At 74.1% G+C, this 17,355-nt stretch carries 11 protein-coding genes; 4 read left to right on the top strand and 7 right to left on the bottom strand.

The genetic code is table 11. The features are described from left to right. Positions 1-14: 14 nt before the first annotated feature. From DEI86_RS02065 to DEI86_RS02050, 4 genes are all read right to left on the bottom strand, one after another. Complete coding sequence (locus DEI86_RS02065; protein ID WP_111048678.1) at positions 15-983, bottom strand: NAD(P)-dependent oxidoreductase; 969 nt, start codon at positions 981-983, stop codon at positions 15-17. Beyond that, positions 980-3,955, bottom strand: coding sequence for an alpha/beta fold hydrolase (locus tag DEI86_RS02060; RefSeq protein WP_258376436.1), 2,976 nt, complete (start codon positions 3,953-3,955; stop codon positions 980-982). Before DEI86_RS02060 ends, DEI86_RS02065 begins: the two co-directional genes overlap by 4 nt. Then, complete coding sequence (locus DEI86_RS02055) at positions 3,952-4,941, bottom strand: 3-oxoacyl-ACP synthase III (protein ID WP_258370104.1); 990 nt, start codon at positions 4,939-4,941, stop codon at positions 3,952-3,954. Before DEI86_RS02055 ends, DEI86_RS02060 begins: the two co-directional genes overlap by 4 nt. A 149-nt stretch (positions 4,942-5,090) precedes the next feature. Further along, positions 5,091-6,059 carry a TIGR03557 family F420-dependent LLM class oxidoreductase gene (locus tag DEI86_RS02050; RefSeq protein ID WP_111048677.1) on the bottom strand — a complete coding sequence of 323 codons (969 nt, stop codon included), beginning with the start codon at positions 6,057-6,059 and terminating at the stop codon, positions 5,091-5,093. A 176-nt stretch (positions 6,060-6,235) separates the two neighbouring features. Here DEI86_RS02050 and DEI86_RS02045 point away from each other — a divergent pair, with 176 nt between their 5' ends. The 4 genes from DEI86_RS02045 to DEI86_RS02030 all read left to right on the top strand — a co-directional run bounded on the left by DEI86_RS02045 (position 6,236) and on the right by DEI86_RS02030 (position 13,574). Further along, positions 6,236-8,773 (top strand): carboxylate--amine ligase/circularly permuted type 2 ATP-grasp protein, encoded by a 2,538-nt coding sequence (locus DEI86_RS02045; RefSeq protein WP_111048676.1) that lies wholly within the window; start codon positions 6,236-6,238, stop codon positions 8,771-8,773. A gap of 1 nt (position 8,774) precedes the next feature. Continuing rightward, positions 8,775-10,574: an N-acetylglutaminylglutamine amidotransferase gene (locus tag DEI86_RS02040; RefSeq protein WP_111048675.1), complete on the top strand. Its 1,800-nt coding sequence runs from the start codon at positions 8,775-8,777 to the stop codon at positions 10,572-10,574. After that, positions 10,571-12,478: a S9 family peptidase gene (locus tag DEI86_RS02035; RefSeq protein ID WP_111048674.1), complete on the top strand. Its 1,908-nt coding sequence runs from the start codon at positions 10,571-10,573 to the stop codon at positions 12,476-12,478. Before DEI86_RS02040 ends, DEI86_RS02035 begins: the two co-directional genes overlap by 4 nt. A gap of 112 nt (positions 12,479-12,590) precedes the next feature. Continuing rightward, the gene (locus DEI86_RS02030; RefSeq protein WP_258370084.1) at positions 12,591-13,574 is read left to right on the top strand and encodes an XdhC family protein; all 984 of its coding nucleotides are present in this window, start codon (positions 12,591-12,593) and stop codon (positions 13,572-13,574) included. 11 nt (positions 13,575-13,585) lie between these two features. On the opposite strand, the gene DEI86_RS02025 is transcribed toward DEI86_RS02030, so the two are convergent. The 3 genes from DEI86_RS02025 to DEI86_RS02015 are packed head-to-tail and all read right to left on the bottom strand — an operon-like array spanning position 13,586 to position 17,327. Next, positions 13,586-15,679, bottom strand: coding sequence for a xanthine dehydrogenase family protein molybdopterin-binding subunit (locus DEI86_RS02025; RefSeq protein ID WP_111048673.1), 2,094 nt, complete (start codon positions 15,677-15,679; stop codon positions 13,586-13,588). After that, positions 15,676-16,716 (bottom strand): xanthine dehydrogenase family protein subunit M, encoded by a 1,041-nt coding sequence (locus DEI86_RS02020; protein WP_111036070.1) that lies wholly within the window; start codon positions 16,714-16,716, stop codon positions 15,676-15,678. The genes DEI86_RS02025 and DEI86_RS02020 overlap by 4 nt, the downstream gene beginning before the upstream one ends. Beyond that, positions 16,713-17,327 carry a 2Fe-2S iron-sulfur cluster-binding protein gene (locus DEI86_RS02015; protein WP_111008562.1) on the bottom strand — a complete coding sequence of 205 codons (615 nt, stop codon included), beginning with the start codon at positions 17,325-17,327 and terminating at the stop codon, positions 16,713-16,715. The genes DEI86_RS02020 and DEI86_RS02015 overlap by 4 nt, the downstream gene beginning before the upstream one ends. Positions 17,328-17,355: the final 28 nt, after the last annotated feature.

Genomic DNA, 17,355 nt, shown 5'->3' with positions numbered 1-17,355 from the left:
GAGTCAACCAGAGGTCAACGCCTGGGCACGGCCGCGAGCCGCCGGAACCCCTCGTCGAGCGACACCGCGGGCGTCCACCCGAGGTCGGCCCGGGTCCGCCGCTGGTCGAACCAGTGCGAGGTCGACAGCTGCTCGGCCAGGAACCGCGTCATCGGCGGCTCGTCGCGCCCGGGCCGGACGCGCCACAGCGCCTCGACGGCGGACCCCGCGACCCGGGCGAGCCCCGCCGGCACGTGCAGCGTCGGCGCCGGCACGCCCGACGCCCGACAGATCCCCGCCAGGAGTTCCGCCACCGGGCGTGGCTCGCCGTTCGTGACGACGTACGCGTTGCCGTGGACGTCCTCGGCCCGGTCGAGTGCGGCCACCATGGCGCTCGCCGCGTTGTCGACGTACGTCGTGTCGATCAGGGCCGCCCCGGCGTCGAGCAGCGGCAGCCGCCCCGCCCGGGCGCGCTCGACGATCCGGCCGACGAGCTGGGTGTCGCCCGGACCCCACACCAGGTGCGGGCGCACCGCGACGACGGCGAACCCGGGAGCGTCGGCCGCCAGCGCAGCGAGCTCGGCCTGCGCCTTCGTGCGGGCGTAGTCCCCACGTGCGCGGAACGGATCGGCGGGCGCGGCGTCGTCCCCGACGATCGAGGCGCCGGCGTGCGCCACCGAGGGCGAGGACACGAACACGAACCGGGACGCCCCCGCCGAGCGGGCCGCGGCGAGCAACGTCCGCGTCCCCTCGACGTTGACGCGCGCGAAGTCCGCGGGGTCGCCCGCGAGCGACACCTTCGCCGCGAGGTGCACGACCGCGTCGGTGTCGGCGACGGCCGCCTCGGCGTCGGCGGCCGACGTCAGGGAGCCGAGCCGGTCCTCCAGGCCGAGGACGCCGGACGGGCGCCGCTGGAAGGTGTGCACCGTGTGACCGGCGTCGCGGACCGCGGCGGCCACGGCGCGGCCGAGGAACCCGCTCGCGCCCGTCACGAGGACCCTCACGGTCGCACCATCCGGCCCCCCGCGAGCACGCCGGCGGCCCAGCGCGCCACGCGCGTGCGGTCGATCTTCGAGTTGTGTCGGATGTCGGTCGGGAGGCGCGGCACGACCAGCACCGCCGCCACCGGCGCGTCGACGGTCGCCCGGACCCGCTCCGCGAGCGCGGGGTCGGCCAGGTGCGGCCGTCGCGCCGCCGGGGTGGTCTCGACGACGGCCACGACCTGCTGCGTCCCGGCGGGGCCGACGCCGACGACGGCCGCGCGGTCGACCTCCGGCACGGACTCGATGCGCTGCTCCGGTCCGACGGGGGTGACGACGCCCGACGCGGTGGCGACGACGTGGGGGAGCCGCCCCTCGACCCAGAGGCGTCCGTCGGCGTCGAGGTGTCCGACGTCGCCGGTGCGGTGCCAGCGACGGTCCGTGCTCACCTGCCGTCGCGCCGCGAGGTCGGTCAGCCACAGCCGGTCGTAGTGGTCCTTGCCGTGCGGCGCAGCGAGGACGATCTCGCCGGTGACCTCCGGTGTCGTGCCGAGGGGACCCGTCGCCGCGCCGAGGTCGTCGAGGGGTGCGATGCGCACGGCGACACCGGCGGCGGGCCTCCCGACGCACACACCCCCACCGGTCCCGGCCCCGGTCCCCCTTCCGCGAGATCGCAGTCCTTGCCGTTCTGACCCCTGCGACACCGGCGACAACTGCGATCTCGCCGGCGTGTGGGCGGGGCCCACCGCGGCGGCTCGGATGCCCGCGAGGTCGATGTCCGTCATGAGCAGCCCCTCGGTCATGCCGTACGGCGTGTGGGCACTCGCGGCGGGCATCAGCCGGGCGGCCTCGGCGAGGAGCGGTTCGGGCACGGGAGCGCCCGCGGACAGGAACAGGCGGACGCGTCCGAGCGCGGCGTGGTCCTCGGCGGTCAGCGCACCGGCCGTGGCGACGACGTTCGCCAGCGCGGCGGGCGACAGGAACACGACGACGCCCTCGCCGCTGGGCTCGGTCCGGCCGGTCCCTTCGGTCCCCCCGGTTCCTTCCGCCGAGATCGCAGTCGTTGCCGTTCCCGACCCGGTCTGAGCGGCAACGACTGCGATCTCGCGGAGGGGCGGGGCGGCGGCGGCGGCCGCAGCGGCGACCGCGCGAGCCGTCAGGGTGCCGGGCGCCGTGACGTCCATGTCGGGCGTCACCGACCGGGCGCCGAGCGCGGGTCCGAGCAGGGCGAACGGCGCGAACCCCGCCACGAGCCCGGTGCCGACGCCGACGCCGTACTGCGTCGCGAGGGCGTCCCGGACGGCGGCGAGCTGCGCGTGCGTGTAGACGACGCCCTTCGCGGGTCCGGTCGATCCCGAGGTGAACAGCACCGCGGCCGTGTCCGTCGGTGCGGGTGCCGCCGGCAGTGCGACCCCGGCACGGAGCCGGGCCGCGCCCCGCGAAGCGAGCCCCGCCAGCGTGTGCTCGACCCCGAGGGCGACACGGGGTGCCGGGGGGACCGAGGGCGTGGCGATGCGTCGACCCGGCCAGCCGAGCGCGCGGGCGGCGGTGAGCCCGGGGAGCGCGCCGACGAGCCAGTCGGGTCTGGCGCCACGCACCGCCCGCGTGAGCCCGCGGACTCCGAGGCCGGCGTCGGCGACGACGACGACCGCCCCGATGCGGACACAGGCGTAGAGCACGGCGGTCAGGTCGGCGCCCGGCGTCACGAGGAGGGACACGCGGTCGCCGCGCTGCACCCCGGCGTCGGCCAGGCCGGCGGCGATCTCGCGGACGCGACGGCTCAGGAGCCGCCAGCTGACGGAGCGCGGGGGACGGCCGCCGCCGGGCGCCATCTCGACGAGGGCCACGTCGTCGGCGTCGGCGAGTTCGTCGAGGGCCGCCCACACGGGGCGGCTCACGTCGGCATCGGCCCGGAGGCCCGCACCGGCGTCGGTGTCGGCATCGGCATCGGCATCGGCCGGGAGGCCCGCACCGACCTCGGTGGGCACGTGCCCCTCGGGCAGACGGTCGCCGAGCCACGCGAGGACGGCCCCGGCGACGTCGACGTCCTCCGGCAGCAGGTGTCCGGCGCCCTCGAAGCGGTGCACGTCGGCGTGCGGCATCCGCGTCGCCAGGTCGTCGAGGTAGCGCTCGAGGAACACCGGGTCGCGCGGGCCCCACAGCACGAGGGCGGGGACGCCGAGCGCGCGGACGCCCTCGGCGATCCGGTCGAGTTCGACGGCGCTCGGGTGGCGGTCGTCGACGGGGATGTCCGCCACGAACCCGCCGATGCCGCCCCGTCGGTCGGCTCCGCGGTACGGCGAACGGTAGGCGTCGCGCACGGGAGCGGGGAGCGGCGGGTGGGCGATCGCGAGCGTCGTCTCGAGGAACCCGGGTGTCAGGACCGTCGCGCGCCCGAGCACGGACGGCCGCAGGGCGAGCCGGAGCGGCGCGGGGATCGGGGCGTCGGCGGGTTGGTGCACGGCGGTGTTGCACACGACGACGCCGGCGAGCAGATCGGGGTGGTCCACGGCCCAGCCGAGGGACACGACGCCGCCCCAGTCGTGTCCGAGGGTGACGACGGGACCGGTGAGGCCGAGTTCGTCGGTGAGGGCGCCGAGGTCCGCGACGCGCTGCGCGAGTCCGCGGGGCACACCGCTCCGCTCCGAGTACCCCATGTCGAGCTGGTCGACGGCGACCACGCGCCAGGCCGGACCGCCGGCCCGGGCGGTCTCGGTCGCGGCGGTGAGGACGCTGCGCCAGAGGTACGACCAGGTCGGGTTCCCGTGGACGCAGAGGACGGTGCCGACGGGCTCGACCCCGAGCTCGGCGAGCTGTCCCGCGTTGTCGAGCACGTGCCAGGTGCGCGTGGCGGGTGACGGGCCTCCCGGCGCGTGCTCGGGCCCGACCGCGGGGGTCGCGACGAGGCGCGACCAGGCGGGGTCGAGTCCGGGGAGGTGCGGGGGGAGCGCGGCGGGCGCGGTCGCCGCGGCGGCGCGCGGCAGGCCGGACCTCACCAGTCGATCTCCATCATGGCGGTGTTGAGGCCGGAGCCGACGCCGCCGAGCAGGACGCGGTCGCCGCGCCGCACGTTGCCGGCCTGGACCTCTTCGGCCAGGGTGATCGGGATCGACGCCGGACCGACGTTGCCGTACCGCGAGTAGGTCACGGGGACGCGGTCGCGGTCGATGTCGATCGCCTCGACGATCGCCTTCATGTGGATGTCCGACACCTGGTGGAAGATGTAGCGGTCCATGCCGCCCCAACTCCAGTCGCGCTTGGCCTCGTTCCAGGCGGACACGACGAGCTCGACGCCGCCGCGGAGCAGGGCCTTGGCGTCGGTGAACATGCCGTCCACGCTGCCGACGCAGAGGTCGTACCACTGGGTCGCGGCTCGGGTGACGCCGCCGTGGATGCGGTGCCCCTCCGGGTGGACGTCCATCGGGCCGAGCACGGCGGCCGCGGCACCGGACCCGAGGGTGAGGCTCGCGAACTCGCTCATGAAGTCCTTGCGGTTCCGACCGCCCTCGCTCAGTCGCGCGATCGTGTTGAGCTGGACCTGGTCGGCGTCCTCGCCGTCGATGACGACCGCGTACTGGATCTGACCGGAGTCGATCATGCCCGCGGCGACGCTCATCGCGTTGACGAACCCGAGGCACGCGTTCGCGATGTCGAAGTTGATCGCGGACGTCGGCAGCCCGAGCCCGTGGTGCAGGCGGACCGCGACGCTCGGCTCGAGGTGCGGGCGGGTCACCGACGTGTTGATGAGCAGCCCGACCTGGTCCGGGCGGACCCCGGCCTCGGCGAGCGCCCGGCGGGCGGCGTCGATCGCGGCCTCGTCGAAGCTCTGCTCGGGGCCCCAGTTCCGACGCTCCTTGACGCCCGCGACCCGCTCGAGCAGGCCCTTCGGGAGGCGGAGGCGTCGGAGCACGGGGTGGAGGCGCTCCTCGATGTCCGCGGACGTCGTGACGCGATCGGCGATCGTGGTGGCGACGGCGAGCAGGCCGACGTTCTCGTGACGGGTGGTGGCGTTGCCGGGGGCGGGGAGGTCGGCCCGGCGCGTCTCTGGGGTGGCTGCGGGGCGGTCTGTGACGGTTGACACCTCATCAATGATGCACCCCTCCCGCTGGGCGGTGTGCGCGTCGACGGTCGTCACAGCGCGCGGAGCTTCTCCAGGAGGGGACCGGCGGCCTCGTCGAGGAACCGGTCCTGACCCTCGTCGCCGACCTGGACGATCGCGATGTCGGTGAAACCGGCGTCGAGGAACGGCCGCACGCTCTCGGCGAGTCGGTCGAGGTCGGGGCCGCACGCGATCGACTCCGCGACGTCCTCGGGACGCACGAACTGGCTGGCGCTGTCGAACGACGCGGGGGTGGGCAGGTCCGCGTTGACGTGCCAGCCGCCAGCGAACCAGCGGAACAGGTCGTGTGCCCGCGCGACCGCGGCGTCCTCGTCGGGGTCCCAGCAGATCGGGATCTGGCCGATCTTGCGTGACGGGGCGCCCTGGTGGTGCTCGTTCCACCCCTGCACGAGCTCGGGCACGGGATCGGTGGTGATCATGTGGTCGCCGAGGGGCGCGAACCGCTCGATGCCCTTCGCGCCGGACACCGCGACGCCGATCGGGACCCCGCCGTCCGGGACGTCCCAGAGCTTCGCCTGGTCGACGCGGAAGTGCGTGCCCTCCCACGTCACGACGTCACCGGACTCGAGCGCGCGGATGATGTGGATGGCCTCCTCGAGCATGTCCTGTCGTTCGCCGACCGCGGGCCAGCGTTCCCCGACGATGTGCTCGTTGAGGTTCTCGCCGGCACCGAGCCCGAGCGTGAACCGGCCCTCGGACAGGATCTGGAGCGTCGCGGCCTTCTGGGCGACCACGGCCGGGTGGTACCGGATCGTCGGGCAGGTCACGTAGGTCATGAGCTCGACCGTGCTCGTCACCTGCGCCACGGCGCCGAGCACGGTCCAGGCGTAGGGGGCGTGCCCCATGCTCTCGAGCCAGGGGAAGGCGTGGTCGCTCGACACCTCGAAGTCGTACCCGACGTCCTCGGCCTTCTGCGCGTACCGGACGAGTTCGCGGGGGCCGCTCTGCTCGGTCATCAGGGTGTAGCCGAAGTTCGTCATCAGGGTGCTCCTCGTCAAGGGTGTCCGGCTTCCTCGTCTACGCCTCGACGGCCGCGAGCGCGCATCCTGCCGCCGCGGATCGGGTGCCGCGGGTGCTCCGCGGGGCCGGGATCGGGGAAACACCGCCGACACGGCCCGGACACCCCACCGACACGCCGCCCGCGTAGCGTGCAGGGATGAGTGCAGAGCTGACGCTGGGCGCCGAGGAAGAGCTCCACCTCATCGACCTGCAGACAGGGCGGTTGTCCGCCAAGGCCCCCCAGCTCCTCCCGGGCCTGCCGCCCGACCGGTACGGTGCCGAGCTGCAGCGGACGACGATCGAGACGAACGTGCCGGTGGTGCGGGACCTCGCGGACCTCCGGACCGAGATCGTCCGGCTCCGGACGGACCTGACGGCGGCGATCGCCCCGCACGGGCTCGCGATCGGGAGCGTCGGGACGGCACCGCGCTCGGAGTTCGCCGACTTCGAGCTGACGTCGACCGGCCGGTACGGGCGCATGCAGGAGCAGTACCGGATGCTCGTCGACGAGCAGCTCATCTGCGGGCTGCAGATCCACGTCGGCGTGAGCGACCGCGACCTGGCGGTGCAGATCGCCCAGCGGGTCGCCCCCGCGCTGCCGGTGCTGCTCGCCCTGAGCGCGAGCAGCCCGTACTGGAACGGCCAGGACACCGGGTACGCGAGCATCCGCAGCATCATCTGGCAGCGCTGGCCCACCGCGGGGTCGTTCGGCCGGATGACGAGTGCGGCCGAGTACGACCGGATGCTGCAGGACCTCATCGCGAGCGGGGTGATCGCCGACTCCAAGATGGCGTACTTCGACGTCCGGCCGTCCTCGCACGCCCCGACGCTCGAGCTGCGGGTGTGCGACGCGACGCCGATCGTCGACGATGCCGTGCTCATCGCGGGCCTGTTCCGCGCCGCGGTCCGCCACGCCGAGCAGGACATCGAGCGCGGTGACGAGTGGCGCCCCCGCCGGGAACCCCTGCACCGGGCGGCGATGTGGCAGGCGGCCCGTGGCGGCCTGTCGGGCGAGCTCGTCGGGCTCGGCGAACACCCCGAGCGGCTCCCGGCCCACGTGGCGGTGCGGCAGCTCGTCGACCGCCTCCGTCCGCAGCTCGAGGAGCTCGGGGACTGGGGCCTGGTCGGGACGCTCGTCGAGGAGACCCTGGCCCGCGGCAACTCGGCGGACCGGCAGCGCACGGCGTACGCCGAACGCGGGGAGCTCGACGACGTCGTCGACCTGGTGGTCCGCGAGTCCCGGAGCGATCCCGACGTCGGCGCCGACGAGCGCGCGGTCGCCATCCCCGGCTACCACGTGCGCGCTGGCGACGAGGCGGTCGGTCCGGGCGCCTTCCCGCGCCCGGTCTTCCGCGACCTCGCCGGGTACCTCCGTGGGTGGGACGACGACGAGGCGCTCGCCCGGTGCGCCGCTCGCGACGCGTGGACGGAGCGGGAGCAGCTCGGGTTCGTCGTCGGTGGTGCCCGGCAGCCGTTCCACTGCGACCTCGTCCCGCGCATCGTCAACCCGTACGAGTGGGGCCAGCTGCAGCGCGGGCTGACGCAACGGGCACGCGCGATCGAGGCGTTCCTCCAGGACGCGTACGGCGATCGGCGGATCGTCGCCGACGGTGTGCTCCGCGAGTCCGACGTCGTCGGCGCGGCCGGGTGGCGCGATGAGGCCACGCGGCTGCCGGCGGGCACGGTCCGGGCCGCGGTGCAGGGGTTCGACGTCGTCCGCAACGAGTTCGGCGGATGGCGGGTCCTCGAGGACAACGTCCGCTCACCGAGCGGTGTGGCGTACGCGCTCGCGGTGCGGCGGCTCATCGACGACGTCCTGCCGGACGCGCCTCGCCCGACGGGGCTCCGGGACGCACGGAGCGTCCTGCCGCTGCTGCGCGCGACCCTGGCCGCCCCGGCACGCGCCCGCGGCGTCGCGGACCCGACGCTCGCGGTGCTGACGAGCGGGCCGTCGAGCGCGGCCTGGTACGAACACCACACGCTCGCGGACGAGGCCGGCATGCTGCTGCTCACCCCCGACGACGTCGCCGTCCGGGAGGACCGGGTCGTCGAGCGATCGACCGGTCGCGTCGTCGACGCCCTCCTGATCCGCATCGACGGCGAGGTGGTCGACATGACGAACGACGCCGACCCGGACCTCGGCGAGCACGTCGTCGCGGTGGCCGCCGCGGGGGACGTGTTCCTCGCGAACGGCCCGGGCAACGGTCTGGCCGACGACAAGTCGATGTACGTCTCGGTGCCCGACCTCATCTGGTACTACCTCGACGAGCGACCGCTGCTCGAGTCCGTGCCGACGTACCGGACGCGGGACGAGTCGGAGCGTCTCACCGTCCTCGAGCGCGTCGGCGAGCTCGTGACGAAGCCCGTCGACGGCGAGGGCGGCCGCGGTGTGCTCATCGGACCGAGCGCCAGCGCGGAGGAGGTCGCCGACCGGCGGATCGCCATCGCCGCCGCTCCCCAGGCGTGGGTGGCGCAGGAGGTCGTCCAGCTGTCCTCGCACCCGACGCTCACGCCCGCCGGGCTCGAACCCCGGCACGTCGACCTCCGCGCGTTCGTGTACCTCACGGGGACCGGAGCGGACGAGGCGCACCTCGCCGACGTCGCGCTGACCCGGGTGGCGCCCGAGGGCAGCATGGTCGTCAACTCGTCCCGGGGCGGCGGAGCGAAGGACACGTGGATCGTGGGAGGGGACTGACATGTGCGGACTCGCGGGAGAGCTCCGGTTCGACGGCCGTCCGGCGGACGTCGGCGTCGTCGCCACGATGTCCGCCTGCCAGGCCCACCGCGGCCCCGACGGCGACGGGCTGTGGGCACGGGGGCCGGTCGTGCTCGGGCACCGGCGCCTGTCGATCGTCGACCTGTCGTCGGCCGGCGCCCAGCCCATGGTCGACGCGGCGCTCGGGCTCACCATCGTGTTCAACGGGATGGTCTACAACTACCCGCAGCTGCGCGAACAGCTCCGGGCCGCGGGCCACACGTTCGCGTCGACGTCGGACACCGAGGTCGTGCTCAAGGCGTACGCCGAGTGGGGCACCGCGTTCGTGGACCGGTTCCTCGGCATGTTCGCGGTCGCGATCTGGGAACACCGCTCGGGGCGGCTCGTGCTCGCCCGCGACCGGCTCGGCATCAAGCCGATGTACGTGTCGCACACGCGGGACCGCATCCGGTTCGCATCGACGCTGCCGGCGCTCCTCCGCGGCGGCGAGGCCGCCGGCGCGGACACCGACACGTCGATCGACCGAGTCGCCCTCGCCTCGTACATGACGTTCCACTCGGTCGTCCCCGCTCCGCGGACGATCATCGCGGGCATCGAGAAGCTCCCGCCCGCGACCGTCCGGGTGGTCGAGCCGGACGGGTCCGCGCGCGACACCCGGTACTGGGAGCCGTCGTTCACCCGGGACCCCGCACGGGCGGACTGGACGCCGGAGGACTGGCAGGAGGCCCTCGTCGCGCACCTGCGGACCGCCGTCGAACGGCGCATGGTCGCCGACGTCCCGGTGGGCGTGCTCCTCTCGGGTGGGATCGACTCGTCGCTCGTCGTGGCGCTCCTCGCCGAGGCCGGCCAGCACGACCTCGCCACGTACAGCATCGGGTTCGAGTCCGCCGGGGGCGAGTCCGGCGACGAGTTCGCGTACTCGTCCGCCGTCGCGCGGGCGTTCGGAACGGACCACCACCGCATCCCGATCGCCTCGGACGCCCTGCTGCCCGGGATCGACGGCGCGGTCGCCGCGATGAGCGAGCCCATGGTGTCGCACGACTGCGTCGCGTTCTACCTGCTCGGACAGGAGGTCTCGAAGACGATCAAGGTCGTGCAGTCGGGGCAGGGCGCGGACGAGGTCCTCGGCGGGTACGACTGGTACCCGCCGCTCGCCGGGGTCCCGCGGAACGAGGCCGCGGAGGCGTACAAGCGCGTGTTCATGGACCGCCGCTGGCCGGCCCTGCGACGCCTGCTGCGGCCCGAGTGGCTGCCCGACGAGGACACCCCGAGCGCGTTCGTCGACGCCGCGTTCGCCCACCCCGGCGCCGAGGACTCGGTCGACGCCGCGCTTCGCATCGACACGACGGTCATGCTCGTCGACGACCCCGTCAAGCGTGTCGACACCATGACGATGGCGTGGGGCCTCGAGGCGCGGGTCCCGTTCCTCGACCACGAGTTCGTCGAGTTCGCCGCCACGATCCCCACCGAGCTCAAGCTCGCGGACGGCGGCAAGGGTGTCATGAAGCGCGCTGCGCGGGGGATCGTGCCGGACGCCGTGATCGACCGGCCGAAGGGGTACTTCCCGGTGCCGGCGATCCGGCAACTCGAGGGGCCGTACCTCGACCGCGTGCGGGACGCCCTCACCGACCCCGCGGCCCTCGAGCGCGGGATCTTCGACGAGGCGAGCGTCGCGGCGATGCTCGCCGACCCGAACACCACCCGCACGACGCTCGGCTCGAACGCCCTGTGGCAACTCGCGCTGCTCGAGATGTGGCTCCAGACACAGGGGATCCGATGACCGACGTGACCGATCTCGTCGGCGTCGCGCACGCCGTGGCGCTCGGCGACGCCCTGACCGACGCGTGGGGTTCATGGGGTCCGACGATGACCCGTGATGCCCGACGCGTCGCGTTCGTCAGCGACCGGCACGGCACCCCCGAGGTGTTCGTGCAGGACGTCGTGGTCGACGGCCCTCCGCCCGAGGCCCGGCGGATCCCGCTGTCGGACGACCCCGTCGTCGCCGTGACCTGGTCCGCCGACAGCGCGTGGCTCGCGGTCGCGGTGGCCACGGACGGCGGGGTGAAGCAGCAGGTGTGGGTGGTCCGGCCGGACGGCTCCGACGCCCAGCAGATCGCGGGCTCCCGGTACCAGCACGCCGAGCTCGGCCCGTGGAGCCGGAGCGGGCACCGCGTCGTCGTCACGCTGCCCTCGACGGAGCCGGAGCAGCCCGCCCGCGCGTACCTCGTCGACCCGGCGACCGGGCAGCGGGACGACCTGGCGGTGGGGGAGCTCATCCACATCCTCGACCTGTCCGTCGAGGAACGCCTCGTCGTCCTCCGTGACGGTCAGCGGGGCGAGGAGTTCGTGGTGGTGGTCGACCGCCTGACGGACGAGGACCACCCGCTCCTCACACCACCGCACGAGGGCTCCGCCGAGATCGCGCTGCTCCGCCCCGCACCCGCGAGCGGCACCAGTCCGCTCGTCGCCTACATCGCCACCGAGGCCGGACTCCCGCGCCGTCAGCTCCTCGCAATGCCGCTCGGGCCGCACGGATGGCGGGGCGAGGCCAGCGTCCTCGTCGGGCGGGACGACGCCGACCTCGAGTACCTCGACGCGGACGACGCCGGACGCACCTTGCTGCTCGGCTGGAACGTCGCGGGGCGGACGGAACTCGACCTCGTCGACACGGCCACGGCCTCCCGGACGACCGTGCCGGACCTGCCGGGCGCCGTCGTGACCGACCCGGTGCTGAGCCGCGACGGCCGGAGCGTCGTCCTCGCGGTCGAGGGACCGACCCGTCCCCGCGAGCTGTGGCGGCTCGACACCGCCGCACTCACCTGGACCCGGGTGACGGCGGTGCCCGAGCTGCCGGCCGTGCCGCTCGTCGAGCCGACCCTCGAGACCTTCCACGCCCGCGACGGCCTGCCGATCACCGGGTGGCTGTACCGGGTCCCGGCGGCGGCGCGCGACGCCTCCCGGTCCGCCGAGGTCGACGGCGTCCCCCTCGCACCGGCCGGACCCGCGATGCTCCACCTGCACGGCGGACCGGAGTCGCAGGAACGGCCGACGTTCTCACCCCAGCACCAGGCCATGGTCGCCGCGGGCATCACGGTGTTCGCGCCGAACATCCGCGGCTCGAGCGGATCGGGCCGCGAGTTCGTGCACGCCGACGACCGCGAGCGCCGGTGGATGGCGCTCGCCGACGTCGTCGACGCGGCCCGGTTCCTCGCCGACGCGGGCGTGGCGGACCCGGCGCGCATCGCCGTGACGGGCCGGTCGTACGGCGGGTACGCGACCCTCGCCTCCCTGGCGTTCACGCCGGACGTGTTCGCGGCTGGGGTGGACGTGTGCGGCATGTCCGACTTCGCCACGTTCTACCGCGACACGGAGCCGTGGATCGCCTCCGCCGCCGCGACGAAGTACGGCCACCCGGTCGACGACGCCGACCTGCTGCACGCGCTCTCGCCGATGCGGGCCGTCGACGACGTCCGCGCGCCGTTGCTCGTCGTGCACGGCGAACTCGACACGAACGTGCCGATCGGCGAGGCGCACCAGGTCGTCGCCGCGCTGCGGGAGCGGGGCCGCCCGGTGTCGTACCTCGAGCTCGCCGGGGAGGGGCACGAGTACCGGCGGCGGGAGTCGCGACGGACGCTCGTCGCGACGATGGTCCGGTTCCTGGCCGACGTGCTCGGCGCCGGCTGACGCTGTGGCCCACCGCCGCCACCGGTGGTTGGCTGTGAGGGTCGGGTCGGGAGGCCCGGACCGCCGCACCCGGAGCGGGTGCGGCCGACACGACGACCGGGAGGACCAGCACGTGTTCGAGATCGCCGACCGGATCCTCGCCCGACTCGACGCAGGCGAGGCCGTCGCCGTCGCGACCGCCGTGGGCGTGGACGGGAGCGCGCCCCGCGGCGCCGGGACCTCGATGGCCGTCACCGTCGACGGCACCGTGATCGGGAGCATCTCCGGGGGCTGTGTCGAGGGCGCCGTCTACGAGATGTGCGAGCGGGTCCTCGCGTCCGGCGTCGCGGAACTCGAGTCGTTCGGCCACGACGACCACCCGTTCGCGATCGGCCTGGCCTGCGGTGGACGGGTCGAGGTCCTCGCGACCCGGCTCACGCGCGACGACCTGGTCGCCGTCGACGCCCTGCGCCGAGCCGCGGCCGGGCGTCCTGCCCGCGTGACGCGGGTCCTCGAGGGTCCCCGGCTCGGAGCGATCGTGGCCCGGCCGGACGAGTGCTCGGACGTCCGGAGCGCCACCGAGCGCAACGAGCCGGCACCGCGCATGGTCGTCGTCGGCGCGGTCGAGTTCGCGGTCGCACTCACCAACGCGGCGTCGACCCTCGGTTACCGGGTGACGGTCTGCGACCCCCGCCCGGTGTTCGCGACCCCGGAACGGTTCCCCGCCGCGGCCGAGGTGGTGGTCGCCTGGCCTCCGACGTGGCTCGCGTCCGCGGGGCTGGACGCCGACACCGCGGTCGTGGTCGTGAGCCACGACGACCGGTTCGACGCCGAGGTCGTCGCGCTCGCCCTCGAGCGGGGCGCCGGGTACGTCGGGGCCATGGGATCGCGGCGCACGCACGAGCGGCGGATGCAGGAACTCGCAGGGCTGGGCGTGACGGACGTCGCACGACTGCGGTCGCCGATCGGCCTGGACCTCGGTGCGGAGACCCCGGAGGAGGTCGCCGTGTCGATCCTCGCCGAGGTGCTCGCAACGAGGAACGCCACCAGCGCCCGGCCGCTCCGGGAGCGCTCCGGGAACATCCACCCGGCGCGGGCGGCGTCCACCGCGTCCTGACCCGGTCGGCGTCAGGCCCGCGAGGGCAGCGCCCCGACGAGCTTGTCCGGCTGCACGGGCAGGGAGCGGATGCGGACACCGGTTGCGTGCCACACGGCGTTGGTGACGGCGGCCGCGGCCCCGACGATCCCGATCTCGCCGATCCCCTTGCCGCCCATCGGCGCGAGGTGGTCGTCGCGTTCGTCGAGCCACTCGACGTGCAGGTCCTCGACGTCGGCGTTGGCCGCCACGTGGTAGGTCGCCAGGTCGTGGTTGCCGTAGTCCCCGAGCACGGGATCGAGCAGGCCGTGCTCGTGCAGGGCCATCGACAGGCCCATGGTCATGCCGCCGACGAACTGCGATCGGGCGGTGCGGGGATTCATGATCCGTCCCGCCGCGAACACCCCGACCATGCGGGGGACCACGACCTCACCCGAGTCCAGGTCGACCCGCGCCTCGACGAACTGCGCGCCGAACGCCTGACGGACGTACGGGCCCATGGCGGCGACGTCCTCGGTGGTGTCGACCACCACCTCCAGGCCCTCGGGCGGCACCGGCTGACCCTCGTCGAGCAGCGCGGTGAGGTGGCGGCACGCCTTCGTGACGGCCCACCCCCAGGACGCCGTGCCGGACGAGCCGCCCGCGACGGACGCGACGGGCAGGTCGCTGTCCGCGATGCTGATGTCGATCGCCTCGACGGGGACCTCCAGCGCGTCGGCGGCGATCTGCGCCATCACCGTGCGCGCGCCGGTGCCGATGTCCGTCGCGTTGACACCGATCGCGTAGCGTCCGCCGGGCAGCGCCGTCGCCCGGGCACCGCTCTGCTGGGCCATCGCGGGGTACGACGACGCAGCCACACCGGTGCCGACGAGCCATCGGCCCTCGCGTCGAACGCCGGGCCGTGGGTCGCGGCCGTCCCACCCGAACAGCTCGGCGCCCCGGCGCAGGCAGGCGACGAGGTTCCGGCTGCTGAAGGGCTGCCCGGACTCCGGGTCGACCTCCGGGTCGTTGCGCACGCGGAGCTCGACGGGGTCGATCCCCGCGGCGATCGCGAGTTCGTCCATCGCGGACTCGAGTGCGTACATGCCGGGGCACTCGCCCGGGGCCCGCATCCACCGCGGTGTCGGGACGTCGAGGCCTGCGAGGCGGTGCGTGACGAGCATGTTCGGGGCCCCGTACATGTGCCGGGTGACCTCGCCGGTCTGCTCCGCGAACTCCTGGATGCTCGACGTGTGCGAGTACGCCTGGTGCGACACCGCCGTCAGTTGGCCGTCGGTGTCGAGCCCGAGCCGCATGCGCGAGATCGTCGGCGTGCGGTAGCCCGCGATCGCGAACATCATCTGCCGCGTGTAGGCGATCTTGACGGGTCGACCCGTCACCATCGCCGCCATGACGGCGAGCGGGACGTTCGGCCGTGGGGATCCCTTCGACCCGAACCCGCCGCCGACGTGTTCGGCCCGGACGCGTACGGACGAGGGGTCGAGCCCGAACAGCGCGACGATCGTCGACTGGTCGGGGCTCGTGCCCTGCGACGCGTCGACCACGTCCAACCGGCCGTCGTGCCAGTGCGCGGTGGTCGCGTGCGGTTCCATCGGGTTGTTGAAGAGCGCGGGCGTCCGGTACGTCGCGTCGATGCTCGTGGCCGCCGTGGCGAGGGCGGCGTCGACGTCCCCCTCGCTCGAGTCGGTGGCGAACCCCGCGTTCACCTGCTCGGGCGCGTAGAGCTTCGGGTGGTCCTCGGTGAGGACGACGTCCATGCCCTCCTCGGCGTACTCGGGCACGAACCGGGCTGCCGCCTCGCGGGCGGTCTCGAGGGTCTCGGCCACGACGAGGGCGACCACCTGGCCCCGGTACGCGATCCGGTCGGACTGCAGCACGAGCAACTCGGCGTCGTCCGACTCCTGCAGGCGCGGCGCGTCCTCGTGGGTGAGCACCGTGACCACACCGGGCATGGCGCGGACCTCGTCGGCGTTCGTGGCGACGATCCGACCCGTCACGACGGAGGCCTGCACCGGCCAGGCGTAGAGGACGTCGTCCTCCGGCCCCTGCTCGAAGGCGTACCGCGCGATGCCGGTGGTCTTCTCCCGCCCCTCGAGGCGGGCGAGGGGAGCCCCGATCGCGGTCACGCCGCGGCCTCGCCGGTGTCCGCCGCGCGACCGTTCGTCGGGCCGGCGGCGTCGTCGACGCCCGTGAGTTCGGCGAGGACGCCGACGACGAGCCGCCGCAGCAGCGGGACCTTGAACGCGTTCTGGTCGGTCGGGGTCGCGGCGGCCAGCTCGGCGTCGGCAGCCGCGGCGAACGCCGACAGGGTCACGGGGCCGCCCCGCAACGCGTCCTCGGCGGCGGAGGCGCGCCACGGCTTGTGCGACGCGGCACCGAACGCGATCCGGACGTCGCGGACGACGTCGCCGTCGACGTCGATCGCGGCCGCGACGGAGGCGAGTGCGAAGGCGTAGGACCGGCGGTCGCGGGCCTTGCGGTACGTCGAGTGGGCGGCGAACGGCAGCGCGGGGATCGTCACGGCGGTGATGACCGCCCCGATCGGCAGGTTCGTGTCACGCTCCGGCTCGTCGCCGGGGAGCCGGTAGAAGTCGCCGATCCGGAGCGAGGACGGCCCCTCCGTGGTCGTGAAGTGCACGGTCGCGTCGAGTGCGGTGAGCGCCACGGCCATGTCGCCGGGGTGCGTCGCGATGCACGAGTGGGACGTGCCGAGCACGGCGAGTTCGCGCGACAGGCCCTCGATCGCCGGACAGCCCGTGCCCGGCTCGCGCTTGTTGCACGGCTTGCTCACGTCGTTGAAGTACACGCACCGGGTCCGCTGGAGGAGGTTGCCGGCGGTGGTCGCCCGGTTCCGGAGCTGTCCGGACGCCCCGGCGAGGAGTGCGCGGCTCAACACCGGGAAGCGCGTACGGACGGCCGGATGCGCGGCGAGGTCGGCGTTGAGCACGCCCGCGCCGATGGTGAGCGAGCCGTCGGGCTCCTCCACGACGTCCGTCAGACCGAGGTGGGACACGTCGACCAGGCGATCGGGCCGCTCGACGCCGAGCTTCATGAGGTCGACCAGGTTCGTGCCGCCGGCGAGGGGCTTGGCCGTCGGCTCCGCCGCGAGTCGCCGGACCGCGTCGTCGACGTCCGTCGCGCGCTCGTAGTCGAACGTCTTCATCGTGCAGCCCCTGTCGTCTCGTCACGCCGCTGCGTGCCGTCGGTGTCGTCGGTCTCGGTGTGCACGTGCACCGCGTCGGCGGCGTCGGCGTCGTGGACCGCCGCCACGATGTTGACGTACGCACCGCAGCGGCAGATGTTGCCGCTCATCCGTTCCCTGATCTCGGCGTCATCGAGGACGATCTCGTCGGCCGCGAGGTCGGTGGTGACGTGGCTCGGCATCCCCGCACGGGCCTCGCGGAGCGCGCCGATGGTCGAGCAGATCTGGCCCGGCGTGCAGTACCCGCACTGGTACGCGTCGCGCTCGAGGAAGGCCACCTGCACCGGATGGAGATCGTCACCGTCCGCGAGTCCCTCGATGGTCGTCACGGCGCTGCCCTCCGCCGCGACCGCGAGCACGAGGCAGCTGTTCACCCGGCGGCCGTCGAGGAGCACCGTGCACGCGCCGCACTGGCCGTGGTCGCAGCCCTTCTTCGAGCCGATGAGGTCGAGTCGCTCGCGGAGCACGTCGAGCAACGACGTGCGGTTGTCCACCACCAGCGGGCGGTCCTCGCCGTTGATCCGCAGCGTCACCGCCGTCGTGGGTACTGCATCCCGCACCGAAGCGTCCATGGGTGGAACGTACCCATGGTCGGCTGGT

The organism is Curtobacterium sp. MCBD17_028 (assembly GCF_003234875.1).
In the GTDB taxonomy this organism is placed as follows: Bacteria; Actinomycetota; Actinomycetes; order Actinomycetales; family Microbacteriaceae; genus Curtobacterium.
The sequence above is the reverse complement of the archived record's forward strand: the minus strand, read 5'-3'. Positions and strand labels throughout refer to the sequence as shown.